Annotated in this window: 12 protein-coding genes; 4 read left to right on the top strand and 8 right to left on the bottom strand. The window is 66.9% G+C overall.

The features are described 5' to 3' along the window. The first annotated feature begins 64 nt into the window (after positions 1–64). The 4 genes from MUU56_RS29775 to MUU56_RS29790 all read left to right on the top strand — a co-directional run bounded on the left by MUU56_RS29775 (position 65) and on the right by MUU56_RS29790 (position 4,676). Complete coding sequence (locus tag MUU56_RS29775) at positions 65–1,045, top strand: ABC transporter substrate-binding protein (protein WP_245081946.1); 981 nt, start codon at positions 65–67, stop codon at positions 1,043–1,045. Between the two features lie 133 nt (positions 1,046–1,178). Continuing rightward, a complete protein-coding gene (locus MUU56_RS29780) occupies positions 1,179–2,669 on the top strand; it encodes a sugar ABC transporter ATP-binding protein (protein WP_245081948.1) in 1,491 nt (496 codons plus the stop codon). Position 2,670: 1 nt separating this feature from the next. Further along, positions 2,671–3,681, top strand: a complete 1,011-nt coding sequence (locus tag MUU56_RS29785) for an ABC transporter permease (RefSeq protein ID WP_245081950.1) — start codon at positions 2,671–2,673, stop codon at positions 3,679–3,681. An 11-nt stretch (positions 3,682–3,692) separates the two neighbouring features. Next, positions 3,693–4,676 (top strand): ABC transporter permease, encoded by a 984-nt coding sequence (locus MUU56_RS29790; RefSeq protein WP_245081952.1) that lies wholly within the window; start codon positions 3,693–3,695, stop codon positions 4,674–4,676. 19 nt (positions 4,677–4,695) lie between these two features. On the opposite strand, the gene MUU56_RS29795 is transcribed toward MUU56_RS29790, so the two are convergent. The 8 genes from MUU56_RS29795 to MUU56_RS29830 form a co-directional block, all read right to left on the bottom strand. Then, positions 4,696–5,139 (bottom strand): RrF2 family transcriptional regulator, encoded by a 444-nt coding sequence (locus MUU56_RS29795; RefSeq protein ID WP_245081954.1) that lies wholly within the window; start codon positions 5,137–5,139, stop codon positions 4,696–4,698. A 112-nt stretch (positions 5,140–5,251) separates the two neighbouring features. Further along, on the bottom strand, positions 5,252–6,217 hold the full coding sequence (locus MUU56_RS29800) for a helix-turn-helix transcriptional regulator (RefSeq protein WP_245081956.1): 966 nt from the start codon (positions 6,215–6,217) through the stop codon (positions 5,252–5,254). An 80-nt stretch (positions 6,218–6,297) separates the two neighbouring features. Further along, on the bottom strand, positions 6,298–7,530 hold the full coding sequence (locus MUU56_RS29805) for an MFS transporter (RefSeq protein WP_245081958.1): 1,233 nt from the start codon (positions 7,528–7,530) through the stop codon (positions 6,298–6,300). 69 nt (positions 7,531–7,599) lie between these two features. Next, positions 7,600–9,888, bottom strand: coding sequence for a TonB-dependent receptor (locus MUU56_RS29810; RefSeq protein ID WP_245081960.1), 2,289 nt, complete (start codon positions 9,886–9,888; stop codon positions 7,600–7,602). 147 nt (positions 9,889–10,035) lie between these two features. Continuing rightward, on the bottom strand, positions 10,036–10,962 hold the full coding sequence (locus tag MUU56_RS29815) for a helix-turn-helix transcriptional regulator (RefSeq protein WP_245081962.1): 927 nt from the start codon (positions 10,960–10,962) through the stop codon (positions 10,036–10,038). Between the two features lie 274 nt (positions 10,963–11,236). Beyond that, positions 11,237–11,953: a TetR/AcrR family transcriptional regulator gene (locus MUU56_RS29820; RefSeq protein ID WP_245081963.1), complete on the bottom strand. Its 717-nt coding sequence runs from the start codon at positions 11,951–11,953 to the stop codon at positions 11,237–11,239. Continuing rightward, on the bottom strand, positions 11,950–13,755 hold the full coding sequence (locus MUU56_RS29825) for an ABC transporter ATP-binding protein (protein ID WP_245081965.1): 1,806 nt from the start codon (positions 13,753–13,755) through the stop codon (positions 11,950–11,952). The genes MUU56_RS29820 and MUU56_RS29825 overlap by 4 nt, the downstream gene beginning before the upstream one ends. Then, entirely contained in the window at positions 13,752–15,521 is a 1,770-nt protein-coding gene (locus MUU56_RS29830) for an ABC transporter ATP-binding protein (RefSeq protein WP_245081968.1), read from the bottom strand. Before MUU56_RS29830 ends, MUU56_RS29825 begins: the two co-directional genes overlap by 4 nt. Positions 15,522–15,650 lie beyond the last annotated feature (129 nt).

Raw genomic sequence — 15,650 nt, forward strand, 5'->3', positions numbered from 1 at the left:
AAGCAGGAATTTGCTCACGTCCGGTAGAGGAGCACCGGCCAGAACCTGGGAGGAGAACCCGCTCATGACCATGATTTCCCGTCGCACCTTCATGCTCGCGGCCACGGCCGCCGGCGCGCTTGCCGTTGCCGGCGTTGCGATCGCCCAAGTGCCGAAGCTCGAACAGAAGGACACCTACAAGGTCGGCTTCGCGCAGACCGAATCCAACAATCCCTGGCGCATCGCCCAGACGAACAGCATGAAGGCCGAGGCTGAAAAGCTCGGCTACCAGCTCGTCTACACGGACGCCGCCGGTTCCGCCGCCAAGCAGGTCGCCGACGTCAACTCGATGATCGCCCAGGGCGTCGACGTCATCTTCCTTGCCCCGCGCGAGGAAAAGCCGCTGATTCCCGCCGTCATGGCCGCCAAGAAGGCGGGCATCCCGGTGATCCTGCTCGACCGCTCGGTCGATCCGTCGCTGGCCAAGGCCGGCGAGGATTACCTCACCTTCATCGGCTCGAACTTCGTCGAGGAAGGAAGGCGTATCGCAGAATGGCTGGTGAAGAACGCCAACGGCAAGTCCAAGATCATCGAATTGGAAGGCACGACCGGTTCATCGCCCGCCAACGACCGCAAGAAGGGCTTCGACGAGGCGATCCAGGCGGCCGGCGGCTTCGAGATCGTCGCCTCGCAGACCGGCGACTTCGCCCGCGACAAGGGCCGCCAGGTAGCCGAAGCCCTGCTTCAGGCGCATCCGGATGCCGACATCATCTACGCCCACAACGACGAAATGGCGATGGGCGCCATCGCCGCGCTGGAAGCGGCCGGCAAGGTGCCGGGCAAGGATGTGCTCGTCCTGTCCATCGACGGCGGCAAGGAAGCCGTGCAGGCGGTTGTCGACGGCAAGATCGCTGCGGTCGTCGAGTGCAATCCGCGCTTCGGGCCCAAGGCCTTCGAGACCATGCTGCGCTATGCCAAGGGCGAGACGATCGAGCCGATGATCATCAACGACGACAAGTTCTACGACGCCTCCAACGCCGCCGCGGAACTCGCCGACGCCTACTGACCAGAACTCCCAAGCCTCTTGCGGCCGGGGCGGCTCCACCGTCTCGGCCGTTTCTTGAACGGGCCTGACCTTTGGTTCGTTCGGGTGTAGGCTCGTGATGCCCGTCCCGGAGGGCGGATAGAGGAGGAACCCGATGCTTCTGTCCATGCAGGGCGTTTCAAAGGCGTTTGCCGGCGTCGCCGCGCTGAAATCCGCCTCGCTCGAGGTCGAGCCGGCGGAGGTCATGGCGCTCGTCGGCCAGAACGGCGCGGGCAAGTCCACGCTGATCAAGATCCTCACCGGCGTCTACCGCCGCGACGAGGGCAGCATCGCCTTCGACGGCAGGGAGGTCGACTTCTCGATGCCGGCAGAGGCGCAAGGCGCCGGCATCGCGACGATCTACCAGGAAATCAACCTCGCCCCGCAGCGCTCGGTGGCGGAAAACATCTACCTTTCCCGCGAGCCGAAGCGCTTCGGCCTGATCGACCATGCCGCCATGCGGCGCGGCGCCGAGGCCGTGCTGAAAACCTTCAACCTCTCCATCGATGTCGACCGGCCCGTCGCGCATTTCGATGCCGCGACCCGGCAGATGGTGGCCATCGCCCGCGCCGTCACGCAAAAGGCCCGCCTCGTCATCATGGACGAGCCCACCTCCTCGCTCGACGAGCGCGAGGTCGCCGTGCTCTTCGAGACGATCCGCACGCTGAAACGCGCGGGCGTCGCCGTCATCTTCATCGGGCACCGGCTCGACGAGCTCTACGCGATCTGCGACCGGGTGACGATCATGCGGGACGGCCAGACGGTCGCGAAAAGCCCGATGGCGGACATGCCCAAGATGGCGCTGGTGCGCCACATGCTCGGCAAGGAGCTCGCCGCCTTCCAGGCGATCGCGCCGGATGAGGACGCGCCCGAGCGGCCCGTCCGCCTCGCGGTCGAGAATGCCGGTGCAGGCGTGCGTGTCCGCGATGTCAGCCTCGACGTGCGCGAGGGCGAGATATCGGGCCTTGCCGGCCTGCTCGGCTCGGGCCGTACGGAGACGGCGCGCCTGATCTTCGGTGCCGACAAGATGCAGCGCGGCACGATCCGCATGGACGGCCGCGCGCGCACCTATCGCGAGCCGGCCGACGCCATCGCCGATGGCATCGGCCTCGTCTCGGAAGACCGCAAGATCGACGGCATCGTGCCCGACATGAGCATCCGCGAGAACATGACGCTGGCGCTGCTGCCGAGGCTGAAGAAGGCCGGCATCGTCGACCGCGCGCGGCAGGACGAGATCGTCACCCGCTACATCCGCGCCCTCGGCGTCAAATGCGCCTCGCCTGACCAGCCGATCAGGGAGCTCTCCGGCGGCAACCAGCAGAAGGTGCTGCTTGCCCGCTGGCTCGCCACCGACCCGCGTGTCCTGATCATCGACGAGCCGACCCGCGGCATCGATATCGGCGCCAAATCGGAAATCCTCAAGCTGTTGCGCAGCCTCGCCGACGAGGGCCTCAGCGTGCTGATGATCTCCTCCGAACTGGAGGAGCTGCTCGCCGCCGCCGACCGCGTGACCGTGCTCAGCGACGGCACGTCCGTCGCGACCCTGCCGCGCAAGGACTTGAGCGAAGCGGCGCTGCTTTCCGCCATGGCCCATCAGGTTGAATGACATGACGACGATCGAGACCCCCGCCCCGCAGCCCTCCGGCACACTTTCTCCCGGCAGCCGGCTGTTCACGCTGGCGAGCCGCTACGGCACGTTCGTCGCCTTCCTGGCGCTCATCGTCTTCAACGTCGCGGTGACGCCGAACTTCCTTTCCTGGCAGACGCTCAACGTGAACCTCACGCAGGTCGCGACCATCGTCATCGTCGCGACCGGCATGACGCTCGTCATCGCCACCGGCGGCATCGACCTGTCGGTCGGCTCGCTGATGGCGATAGCGGGCGCGCTCGCGCCGATGATCTTCATGGGCCAGTTCTGGCAGGTGGAGAACATGGCATTCGCCGTGGCGCTCGCCTTCCTCCTTCCCGTCGTCGTCGCCGGCCTCTTCGGCCTGTTCAACGGGCTGCTCGTCACGCGCTTTTCCATCCAGCCGATCATCGCGACGCTCGTGCTCTTCATCGCCGGACGCGGCATCGCGCAGGTCATGACCAACGGCAACCTGCAGGTCTTCAGGAACGAGGGCTTCCAGTTCATCGCCATGGGCCGCATCGCCGGCATTCCGGCGCAGGTCGTGCTGATGACCGTCATCGTCGCCCTCACCTTTGCGATGATCCGCTACACGGTCATCGGCCGGCAGATCATCGCCGTCGGCGGCAACGAGAAGGCCGCAAGGCTCACCGGCGTGCCGGTGAAGCGGGTCAAGCTCTTCGTCTACATGATCAGCGGCGCGCTTGCGGGGCTTGCCGGCCTCGTCGTGGTGGCGCGCAACTCCGCCAGCGACGCCAACCTCGTCGGCCTCGGCATGGAACTCGACGCCATCGCCGCCGTCGCCGTCGGCGGCACGCTGCTCACGGGCGGGCGGGCGAACATCATCGGCACCGTGCTCGGCGCCTTCGTCATCCAGCTCGTCCGCTACACGCTATTGGCCAACGGCGTGCCGGATGCGGCCGCCCTCATCGTCAAGGCCGGGCTGATCGTGCTCGCCGTCTTCATCCAGCAACGCGCCGACAAGTCTTGAGGAGACCCATCATGCACACCCTCCTCCGCCCCTTCGCCATCAAATCCTCCGGCGACATCGCCCGGCTCGGCGTCCTCCTCGCGCTTTTCGGCCTCATCCTCTTCGGGGCGCTGCGTTACGACAACTTCCTTTCGTCCTACAACATCCTCTCGTTCCTGCGCTACAATTCCATGTTCGCGCTGATCGCCCTCGGCATGGCCTTCGTCATCATCACCGGCGGCATCGACCTTTCGGTCGGCGGCACGGCGGCAATGGCGAGCGTGGTGGCGGCGCTCCTTTCGCCCTGGCACTGGGCGGCAGGTCTCCTCGGCGGCATGGCCGCCGGCTGCGCGGTCGGCGCGCTCAATGGCTTCATCATCACGAAGATGCGCATCCAGCCCTTCATCGCAACGCTCGCGACCATGCTCGCCGCCTATGGCACGGGCCTGCTCATCGCCAACAACCAGTCGGTCTCCGTCTCCTACGACAGCGGCTTCACGGTGATCGGCCAGGACGATTTCCTGGGCTTTCCCATTCCTGCCTGGATCGCGCTCGCCGCCTATATCCTCGGCTGGCTGGTGCTCGAAAAGCTGCCCGTCGGCCGCCACGTCCTCGCCATCGGCGACGGCGAGGCGACAGCCGGCCTGATGGGCCTGAAAGTCGAGCGCACGCTTGCCGCCGTCTATCTCGCCTCCGGCACGCTCGCCGGCCTTGCCGGCGTCATCCTCGCCTCGCAGTTCGGCGCCGGCCAGCCGACGGAAGGCGTCGGCTGGGAGCTTTTCGCGATCGCGTCCGTCGTGGTCGGCGGCACGCTGCTGACGGGCGGTTCGGGCTCGGTCGGCGCGACGCTGGCCGGCGCGCTCCTCCTGGCCATGGTGTTCAACATCCTGAACTTCGAAAACGGCCTCGGCTGGATCTCGTTGTCCGCCTACTGGCAGTCCGTCATCCGCGGCGCCTTCCTGCTCGTCGTCGTCGTGCTGCAGGCCAAGTTGATGGCGCGCCACAGGAGCGCCTGAAGCGGGCATGGCCCATCCGTCACGCGCGCCCGTCATGGCCCTGCGCCAGCCGCAAGGCCGGTGGCATCATATCTGGACACTGCACGTCCCGGTGGGCCTCCACGAGATCCGCGATCGAATGGCAATCCAGAAGGTCGAGCATGGAGTTGGTGAGATCGCGCAGAAGCGGTCCCAGAAATGCCTCCTGATTGCTGGTTTCGAGGGCAAAGGCGCGCGGCTGCGTCAACCGCACGACGTCGCCGAGCAGGATGTGGTCAGGCGGTTGAAGCAGCTTGAGCCCGCCGAACCGGCCGCGGCGCGTGGCAATCCATCCGGCTTTCGAGAGCTGAAGCACGACATGGGCGGCGCGGTCCTTCGACGTTCCGGCCTCCGCTGCCGCAAGGTTGGTGTCGATCTGCCTGCGGCGTCGGGCGCAGGACACGAGAATGCTGATTGCGATTTCCGTTTGCCGTGTCAGGCGCATGCTGCCTCCTCCCGATCCCGGTTGCGCTGGAGCAATTCCGGTGGAATCCGGTTCACGGAATTGCTCCAGCATCTGTTTTCACCGCGGCGATGCCGCTTCGGCTGGAAATGCGTCAGAGCGCAAGGCTCGTCTCCCGGCCGACCCGCCCGATCTGCGTATGGGACGTCTTCTTCATCGCCTTCGGGGTCGTGCCGAACTGCTTGCGGAACGCCGCGGCGAAGTGGCCGAGATTGGTGTAGCCGACCTGGTTCGCCACCGTCGTCACCGACTGCTCGCCCGCCAGCAACGCGCTGCGCGCAACGATCATCCGCCGTTCCTTGAGATAGCCGAAGGGCGTCGTGTCGAAGAGGACCTTGAAGCCCTTCTTGAGCTTGAAATCGTTGATGCCGACCTCATGGGCGAGCGCCACCAGCGAGGGCGGATCGGAGAGGTTCTCGCTGAGGATATCGCGCGCCCGCTTCAGCCGCTCGATATCGCCCGGTGAAAGGGCGCAATCGCAATGGGCCATGCACAGCCGCTCGAGGCCAAGCGCGATCAGCTCGTAGGCCTTGCTGGTCAGGAAGACCGAGCGCAGGGGCTCGCTGACCTGTGCGGTAGCCATCTGGTGCAGCACGGCCTGAATGGAGGCGGACGGCAGGATTTCGCGGCTGAGCCCGCGCGCGCCGTCGCCGGCGAGAAACATCCGGATCGCCTCCGGGCAGGCCGCACTGAAGACGCGGCTCATATAAGCGTGCGGCAGGCCGACGATGACGACGGAGAGCGCCTCATCGCGCCCGACCGTCGCCGGTTCGGCCGAAAAACCGTTCGAGACGAGCGCCGCCTCGCCGCTGCCGAAGGCAATCCCGCGCTGCCCGGCCCGCCCGGGCAGGGTGAGCGTGCCGGCAACGACGAAAACCATCGCCGATCCGCGTCGCGGCAGCGCCAGCGGCAGGTCGCAACCCGTATGGGCCGCGCCGCTCACCATGGTAAGGCTGATGCCGTGATCGAGATGCACGACTTCGGTGCGGATGCCGAACGCCTCTTCGCAATCGGCACTGTCGAAAACCTTGATGTCTTCGCGCTGTCTGGTCTGCATCATGGGACACCTCACGCATTATGGAAGAAGGGACAGAGTCTTCCCGCTGGCATTGGCATCGGCATTTCCCGGCCCGCGCGCCTTCAGCCGGAGACGCCGTAGGCCGGCGCGCCCGCCGCCGGACTGTCCGCCACCGCCCGGTCTTCGCGGTAAAGCTTCAGGGCGAGCAGGCCGGCGAGGACCGCAAGGCCTGCCGCGATCAGCACCAGCGCCTGGTAACCCACCGCCCCGGCGACCTGGAGGGCGACGGCGCCCGACAGGAAGCCCATGAAGCTGTAGAGGCTGTACTGCGCCGTGAAATCGGTGCCCTCGCTGCCCGCCGCCGACCGGTCCATCATGATGGTCAGCATCACGGTGGCGATCGGGTTGTAGATCAGGAAAACGAGAACCAGGCCGGGCACGATCAGCAACGTCTCGCGCGCGCCGCCGGCAAGCGGCAGGACCGAAAGAATAATCGCCGCCTGCGCAAAGGCCGCGCTCACCAGCATGCGCTTGCGGCCGAAGCGGCGGATCAGCAGGCCCGCGCCGAAGACGGCGAGAAGGCCGACCAGCGAACCGACGATGTTGAGCGTGAAGCCGACGGCCTCCAGCGGCCAGCCGATATCGACCAGCATGGGGCTCAGCATGGCGAAGATCATGCCGATGCCGAGCGGCACGATGACCATCAGCGCCGCCCAGCCCGCCATGCCCGGCCGCGCCCAGACGCGCCAGATGCGGCCGTAACCGGCGGCGGAGAGGGACGCCGGAACCTGCGGTTCGCGGAAGAAGAGGATCTGCACGAAGCAGGCGGCGAGCACGCCGGCCATCAGGAGGAAGCAGCCGGTCCAGCCGATCGTCGGGTAGAGCGCGAGCGTAAGCCCGCCGCCGAGCACGATGCCGACGAGGCCGCCGGCCACCTGCACGCTGTTGCCGAGGCCGCGCAGCTCCGCCGGCAGGAGACGGCAGGTAACGGCGTCCGTCGCAATATCCTGCGTTGCCGAGAAGACGGTAAGCACAAGCCCGAGCACGACCAGCAGCGGGAAATTGGCGAGGCCGTCGATCTGGCCGATGAGGACGAGCATGGCGATCATCGCCGCCTGCATCATAAGCAGCCAGCCGCGATAATGGCCGAGCCGGCCGAAGGAGACGCGGTCGACGAGCGGCGCCCAGAGGATCTTGAACACCCAGACGAAGCCGAGCAGGTAGAGCGCGCCGATCTCTTCCAGCGTGCGGCCCTGTTCGCGCAGGATCGCCGGCAGGCCCATGAAGAAGAAGGAGACCGGCAGGAACTGCGTGACGTAGAGGCTGGCGATCAGGATCCAGTTCGCGGGTTTCATTTCGGTCCTCGTCTTTCGTTTTCACCGGCCCGGGCACTGGCCCGGGCCGTCATTTCTTCAGGGTGGCGATCAGAACCTGGTCGTGATGCCGAGGCCGATCGTGCGGCCGCGCGAGACCAGGACGGAGTTGATGTTCGCCGTCATATGCGCGCCCTGCTGCTCCAGCCGGTCGCCGATGAGGTTTTCGCCGAACACATAGAATTCCGTCTGGTCGATCTTCAGGCCCACCCGCGCATCGATGATGTGCTGGGCGTCGAGATCGAAATTGTTGCCGGTGTCGCCGGCGCGCTTGCCGACGAAACGGTAGCCGAGATAGCCGGTGAGCATCGGATCGCCCGACATGTTGAGGAAGTCCGCCTCGCCCTGGTAGGTGAGGCCGAGATTGGCCGACCAGAGCGGCACGTTCGGCACCTCGTTGCCGACCTTGGCCTGCAGGACGCCGCCCGCCGGGATACCGGTGATCTCCGAATGGGTGAGCGTGACGCCGGCGAAGACGCCGAAGCCGTTGTCGAACTCCTTGCGGACCTCCGCCTCGACGCCATAGGTCTTCAGGTCGAAGTTCTCGATCGGGAAGGTCATGGTCGCCGGGTCGAAGCCGAAGATCGCCTCGTCCGTCACGTCGTTGTAGAAGCCGGCGACGGCGAAGCTCGTGCCGCTGTCGATGAGGTCGCCCTTCCAGCCCACTTCATAGGTCCAGATCGAGGTGGCGTCGTACCCGTCTTCCGGCAGGCCGATCGCGGCATTGCCGGTGAAGCGCGGGAAGCCGCCCGCCTTGTTGCCGCGGCTGACGCTGCCGTAGATCAGGTTCTCGTCGTTGAGCTTGTAGCTGAGCGAGACGCGGCCGGAGAACATGTCGAAGTTGCGCGCGCTGTCCTGCGCGAAGCTCGCCACCGTGCCCGGGAAGCCGGTGCCCGTGTAGAGGGCGTCGATCTTCTTGCGTTCATGGGTGTAGCGCAGCCCCCCGCCGATCTCGAAGCGTTCCGCGAAAGGCTGGGCGATGTCGAAGAAGATCGCCGAGGACGTCGAGGTGAGGTTGACGTCGCGCGTGCCGTTGATCGAGGCCGACATGGTCGAGGTCCCGAAGGCATCTTCATGGAAATCGTTATAGGAGAAGACGCCGCCGACCACCCACTTCGTCTCCGAATCGTCGAGCGATTGCAGGCGGACTTCCTGGTAGAACTGGCTTTCGCGCTGGTCCGTGACGTTGAACTCGCCGTCATTGGTGTAGAATTCCGGCGGAATGACCATGCCGAACGCGCCGAAGGTGGCGCTGTTGATGTAACCGTCCGAATTGTCGGTCCAGTTGTAGATGTCGTAATAGGTGAAGCCCGTCGTGGTCTTCAGCGCGAAGGTCTCGAAATCGTGCGAGGTGTTCAGCGTGACATAGCCGAGGTCGCGCCTGAACTCGGGCGTCTCCTGATAGGCGTGGCTGTCGCGCAGGAGGTACGGATAGCCGGTGTCGCCGTCGTATTTCTCGTAGCCGAGCGTGAGCTTGACCTCCGTCGTATCGCCCGGCGTCCAAAGCAGGGTGCTCTTGATCGCGCCGACGTCGAAGCCGCCGATGTCCTTCTCGCCGGGATGATCGTTTTTGACGTAGGCCCCGCGGCCCTGGTAACGCACGGCGAAGCGGCCGAAGAGCTCCTCGTTGATCGCGCCGCCGAGGATGAACTCGCCCTTGCGGTAGCCCTCGGTGCCGACTTCCGCGGTGATCTGGCGGATCGTCTCCGCATCGGGAACCATGCTCGTGATGTTGATCGCGCCGCCCGTCGAGTTGCGGCCGAAGAGCGTGCCCTGCGGCCCGCGCAGCACGTCGATCTGGCCGACGTCGAGCATCTGCCCGCTTGCCGCGAAGGCCGGCATGGGCACGCCGTCGATGATGGTCGGCGCGGTCGAGTTGTCGGGCGACAGCAGCGTCGAGAGCGTGCCGACGCCGCGCACGATCGGCTGGGCGGTGCGCGGATCGTCACCGTAATTGGGGATCTGTAGGCCGACGACGCGGTCCGAAAGATCCTGCACGTCGTTGATCCGCTCGTTCGTCAGCTTCTGGTCCGTCACCACGGAGACGCTGACGGGCACGTCGAGCGGGTTTTCGGCATAGCGGCGGGCTTCGACGGTGATCGCCTCCAGCGTGGTCGAACCGTCGGCGGCCTGGGTCTGGCTCGTCGTCACGCGGTCGGTCTTGTCCTCCTCGCGCACGTCCTGCGCCAGCGCCGAGCCCGCCGCAGCCATCGTCACCGTGAAGACGACGCCGGCCAGAAGCCGCGCCCGCCGGGTCGGCGCGCCGATCCGTTTGACGCCGGTCGCCGCATGGGTGCGGGCGAGGAAGGTGCGACGCGGTTCAGTCTGTGCGGGCGGCATTCGATACTCCAGTCGAATGGGCGAAGTGCACCGGCGCGGACCAAAAGGCCCACGGTCGGCTTCGCTTCGCGGTTTGAAATCAAAGGAAGATTATTGTCTCGGCTCCGGCATCGCCATAGGGCGGGTTTATGCCGGCGGGCAGTTTCCTTATGCGTGCGGATAAATCTCGCCGCGCGTCAATTGTCCCGGCGAATAACCGAAATAGCGCTGGAATGCGGTCGAGAAATTGCTGCCATGGCGGTAACCGGCGAAGTGCGCCGCCTGGGTCACGGTCCAGCCGTCGCGTTCCAACCCGTCGCGCGCCTTCTCCATGCGCACGTCATGCAGGAAGGCGATGACGGACTGGCCGTAGACTTCGCGGAACTTGATCTTCAGGCTGGAAACGCTGACGCCGGCCTCGCGGGCGAGCGAGGTGAGGCTGTGCTCGGCCCCGGGTTCCGACATCATCAGGTCGCGGATGCGCGCCATGCGCATGCGGTCGTTGCCCCTGACATGCGAGCGCTCGTCGGGACCCTCCCGGCCGGCGGCCTGGATGGCGAGGGCCACGACCTCCAGCGTGTAGCTTTCGACGAGCAGGCAGCCCACCGTGCCGCACAGTTGCGGATTGAAGAGCTGGCCGCAGAGCGCGCTCATGCGCACGCCCGTGCCGAAGGGAACGATCTCGCTGCTGCGCGTGCGTGCATCGACGAAATCGGCGAGATTGGCCTCGGCGATCACCTCGGGCCGAAGCTGGATCAGCATGGACTTGCAGCGATGGCCGCGGCTGTAGCGACCGGTGGTACGTACGTCGTCGGCGAAGGAGAAGAACGCGGCCTCGCCCGGTTGCAGCACCATGGTCTGGCAGCCGTTGCCCGGATTGAACTCGGAGGGCCGGCCCTCCAGCGACAGCACGATGGAGAGCGAGCGCGGAAAGATCGCCGAATGGTCGCTGTCGCTCAGCGCCGTCATCTGCGCGGTGCTGAGATTGATGCCCGTGCTCAGCTCGCGCAACCCCAGCCAGCCTTCGAAGAGCGGGCTTTCCTCGTCGCCGCCGGCCTTTTGCGTCAAAAGCGCATAGTCGTCACAGAACACCATCGACGCCTTGGAGAAATCCCGCGCGGAAACCGCAGGTCGATGCGCTTGAGAATGATCCGACAATCCCGTCATCTACGACAACCCGTTCAAGGTGGAACCGCTTGGAGCATAGACGAATGCAACCGCCGGATCGGACCACGGCCGTTCCGGCGGTTGATGCGCCGCCATGTCGCAGACACTAAGTCATGAATTTGCATTTAGCAATAAACATGACAAAAAAACTCCAGATATATAACCCGCCGCGGAAGATCGGGCCATGCCGGGCGCTTCGCGGTCAGCCGTTTCCGCCCTGCGCGTCTGGCGGGCGCAGCGTCGCGGCTCCCGCAAGGATCACCTCCAGCTTGCGCCGCCACCATTGTCGCGGATGGCTGCGCAGGACCTCCGCCATGGTGTTGAGCGCGGTGGCGATCGACGCGTCGATCCTGCCCGCCTCGCTCCACGCGCCTGCGACCTTCTCGCCGAGCGTGTCGCCCTCCTCGCGCGGCTGCTGGAGGCTCTGCCAGGCGGAGACGCTTTCCGTCGTCATGTCGATGATCATGTCGACGACGAGGGCGGCATCGGACGTCGAAAAACCGAGGGCTTCAAGCCGGCGCACCGCTTCGGCGAAGGCCTCTATGCCGGACTGAGGGGTGTTGCCCAGCCGCCCCAGCACCTGTGCGAGGCCCGGATGGGTTTCGTAGAGGTCCCACACGGCCTCCGCCATGGTCCTGAGGTAATCCTGCCAGTCCTCTGTCTCGGATCGCCAGTCGAGCCGGCCGATCGCGAGGTCGGCCGCCGCGAGCAGGATATCGTCCCGGCTCCTGGCGTGGCGATAGAGCGAGGAATGGTCGACGCCGAGGCGGGCGGCGATCCGCACCAGCGTCGCCCCGTCGAGGCCGATGTCGAGGGCCGCCACCGCGATCGCCTCACGCGAGATAAGCGCCGGGCGTCCGGGACGGGCCTCTCCCTCCACGCCGCCGCGCGGCGCGCGCTTGCGTCCCGTCGTGCTCATGGCCTTGCCTCCGTCTCGTCGTCGCCGATCTGCCAGCGTGCCGCCCGGTTGCGCAAGCCCCAGAGGTGGGCATAGAGCCCGCCCCGCGCCAGCAGGTCGTCATGCGTGCCCTGTTCGGCGACCACCCCGCCGTCGAGCACGACGATATGGTCGGCGTTGCGGATGGTCGAAAGGCGGTGGGCGACGACGATCAGCGTACGGTCCCGGGCAAGGCCGGCAAGGGCGGTCTGGATGGCCCGCTCGTTGCTCGGGTCGATGGCTGCCGTCGCCTCGTCGAGCAGCACGATCGGCGCGTCCTTCAGGATGGCGCGGGCGATGGAGATCCGCTGCCGCTCGCCGCCGGACAGCATTGCCCCGCCCTCGCCGACGCGCGTCTCGTAGCCATCCGGCAGCGCCATGATGAAATCATGCGCCTGCGCGCCCCGCGCCGCCGCCTCGATGGCCCGCCGGTCCGCCCCCGGCCGGCCTTCCGCGATATTGTCGTGGATCGTTCCGGAAAACAGGTAGACGTCCTGGAAGACCACGGCGATGTGCGCGGCGAGATCCTCGAACCGCATCGCGCGAAGATCGACGCCGCCGAGCGTGATTCGCCCCTCGCCGACCTCCCAGAAGCGGGACAACAGGTTGAGCAGCGTGCTCTTGCCCGAGCCGGACGGACCGACAACAGCGACGACGCTGCGCTCGGGGACCGCAAAGCTGACGTTCCGCAGCACCGGCCGTCCCGGCACATAGGCGAAGCCGACCCCTTCGAAGGAGACGGCAAAGCCGTTTGGCCGCGCCGGTGTCTTCGGCTCCGGCAGGAGGGGGGCGTGAAAAATATCGTCCATGCGCGCCAGCGACGCCTCCGCCGTACGCGCCGTCTCCATGACGTTGAGCAGGGAGAGGATCGGCGCGTAGAGCGTCGTCAGCAGGCCGAGCACGCAAACCAGCGTGCCGGCCGGAATCTCGCCCACGACATGGCGATAGCCCGCAAGCGCGACGACCAGCGGAATGCCGAGCATCACGATGGCGGCAAAGCCGACCATGGGCACGACGAGCGCGGCGATCATGCGCACCGAAACCGCATGGAACCGGTCGAGCGCGGCGCGAAAACCCGTCCAGCCGCCGGCGAGCCGGTTGAACGCCCGGATGACCTTCATGCCCTCGACATAGTCGATCATCCGCGCCGCGGCCTCCGCCTGGGCGCCTTGCCGGTCCGCCGCGAGCGCCGCCAGGCGCCGGCTCGACCAGAGGAAGACGGGCGCGGCGAGAAGGATCGGCGCGAGCGCGATCAGCGCCGCAGGCCAATCGGTCGCAAGGAGGAAGCAGAAGACGGCGAACGGCAGGCCGATCGCCTGGGCGATCTTCGGCAGGCCCTCGGCCAGAAAGACCTCCAGCATCTGCATGTCGCCGGTCAGCGCCGTCACCGTGTCGCCCTTGTGGCGGCAGAGGTGAAAGCCCATCGGCAGCAGGCGAAGCCGCTCCAGCATGGCCATCCGCAGGTTCCCCGCGACGAGATGGCTGGCGATCCAGCAGTCGCGGGTCGCCAGCAGGCCGAAGAGCACCTGGCCCGAAAGGGCGCAAAACATCAGCGCGCTCGCCTGCGCGGCCCATGCGGCGGTGACGGCGCGGCCCTCGGCGAGATCGGCGACGACCCAGACGGCGACGGCGAAGGAGAGGCCGAGCGCGGCCGATTGCAGGAAGCGGAAAAACGTTCCCCGCACCACCATGCCCCTGTGCGGGCCGGTCAGGCCGAAGAGGCGGACGAGGCTGCGGATATCGGAGCCGGCCGTGGCGGAAACGTCATGCACGTGGACGTTCATTGCGCCGCCTCCGGCATCCTGTTTTCCCCGGTGAAGGCGGCCGAACGCACCGCTTCCCAATCCGCCCACAGGTCGGCATAGAGGCCGCGCCGGTGCAGCAGGGCGTCATGGCCGCCGCGCTCGGCCACACGGCCCTCCGACAGGACGACGATCTCCGACGCCGCCGCGATGGTGTGAAGCCGATGGGCGACGACGATCAGCGTGCGGCCCTGGGCAAGCGCGCTGATCCCCGCCTGGATGGCCGCCTCGCTGTCCGGATCGGCAAAGGCCGTCGCCTCGTCGAGCACGATGATCGACGCATCCTTCAGGATGGCACGGGCGATGGCGATGCGCTGGCGTTCACCGCCGGAAAGTTGCACGCCACGGCTGCCGATAGCTGTGTCATAGCCCTGCGGCAGGGCCGAGATGAAGCCGTCCGCCTGGGCCGCCCGCGCCGCCGCACGCACCTCCTGCCGGCTCGCGCCCGGCCGGGCGATCGCTATGTTGGCGGCGATCGTATCGGAGAACAGGAAGACGTCCTGGAAGACGAAGGCGATCTCGTCCATCAGCTGCGCCGTCGGGATGTCGCGCAGGTCGACGCCGCCGAGCGTGATGCGCCCGGCGGCGACATCGTTGAACCGCGCGACGAGCGTCGCCGCCGTGCTCTTGCCCGAACCGGACGGGCCGACCAGCGCCGTGACCACGCCGGCGCGCGCTGTGAAGGACACATCCCGCAGCACGAGGCGCTCGCCATAGGCAAAGGAAACATTGTCGAAAACCACATCGCGGCCGGAAAACGCCACGCGACATGCCGCCTCCGGCTGGGCCGGCGTCGCCAGCAGGTCCTCCACCGCCCGCGAGGCGACGGAAATCTGCGCGAGATGCTGGAACAGCGCGAAGAGTTTCATCAGCGGCAGGCTGTAGCCCGCGCCGAGAATGACGAAGAAGACGAAGGTCGCGACATCCAGCGTGCCGGCCGCCATGAGCCAGAGGCCCGCCGGCAGGATCAGCGTGATATTGGCAAGGACGAGCGCGTTGAACGCCCCGCCGAGCGGCACATAGGCCCGCGTGATCTCCGTTTCGATGCGCACATAGTCGCGCACGGCGGCCGCCGCCCCGGCGAGGCTCTCGCCGCTGCGGTTGAAGATCTTCACCACCGGCATGCCTGCGACATATTCCACCACGGCGGCGTTCATGCGCGCGCTCGCCCCCTGGAACGCCGGCACCTTGCGCGCGGAGCGCAGCATGGCGATGCCGATCAGCAGGAAGGAGAGCGGCGTCAGGAACACCGAGGCGAGCGCCATGCGCCAGTCGACGGCAAAGAGCCAGGCGGAGACCGCGAGCCATGTGACGACGGCACCCGTGCCCTCCGGGATGCCGTGCGCCGCGATCATCTCCAGCCGCTCCGGCTCGTCGATGACCAGCGCCTTCGCCTCCCCGCCGGTGCGGGCGGAAAGCCAGCCGAGCGGCAAACGCGAAAGATGCGCCGCGACGGCGAGGCGCAGGTTGCGGATGACGCCGAAGGCGGCGGCATGGCCTTTGGCGACGGCGGCTGCCTGCGCCGCGTGGCCGAGCAGGACGACACCGGCGGCAAGCCCCGCCGACGACAGGACGGAAGAAAGCGACACGGTGCCCTCGATCACCGAAACGACGACCCGCCAGACGATGTAGAGCGGCACAAGCTCGAAGGCGGCGGCGAGCGTGGCGAGCAGCATCGACAGGACGATGGCGCGCCGCGCGCCGCCGGCATGGCCGAGCAACAGGCGGAAGCTCGAAAGGTAGTCCACCCTTTCTTGCGCGCCGGCCGGCCGACAGGTCCGTCCGCGCCGCGCCGTTTGCGTTTCGTCACACTCCATCACGCACTCCCGGGCACACAGGCTGACGGCAGCACTAAACGGCTCGGCGACATTTTGCAA

The sequence above is a fragment of the Shinella yambaruensis genome (assembly GCF_022899355.1).
Lineage (GTDB): Bacteria > Pseudomonadota > Alphaproteobacteria > Rhizobiales > Rhizobiaceae > Shinella > Shinella yambaruensis.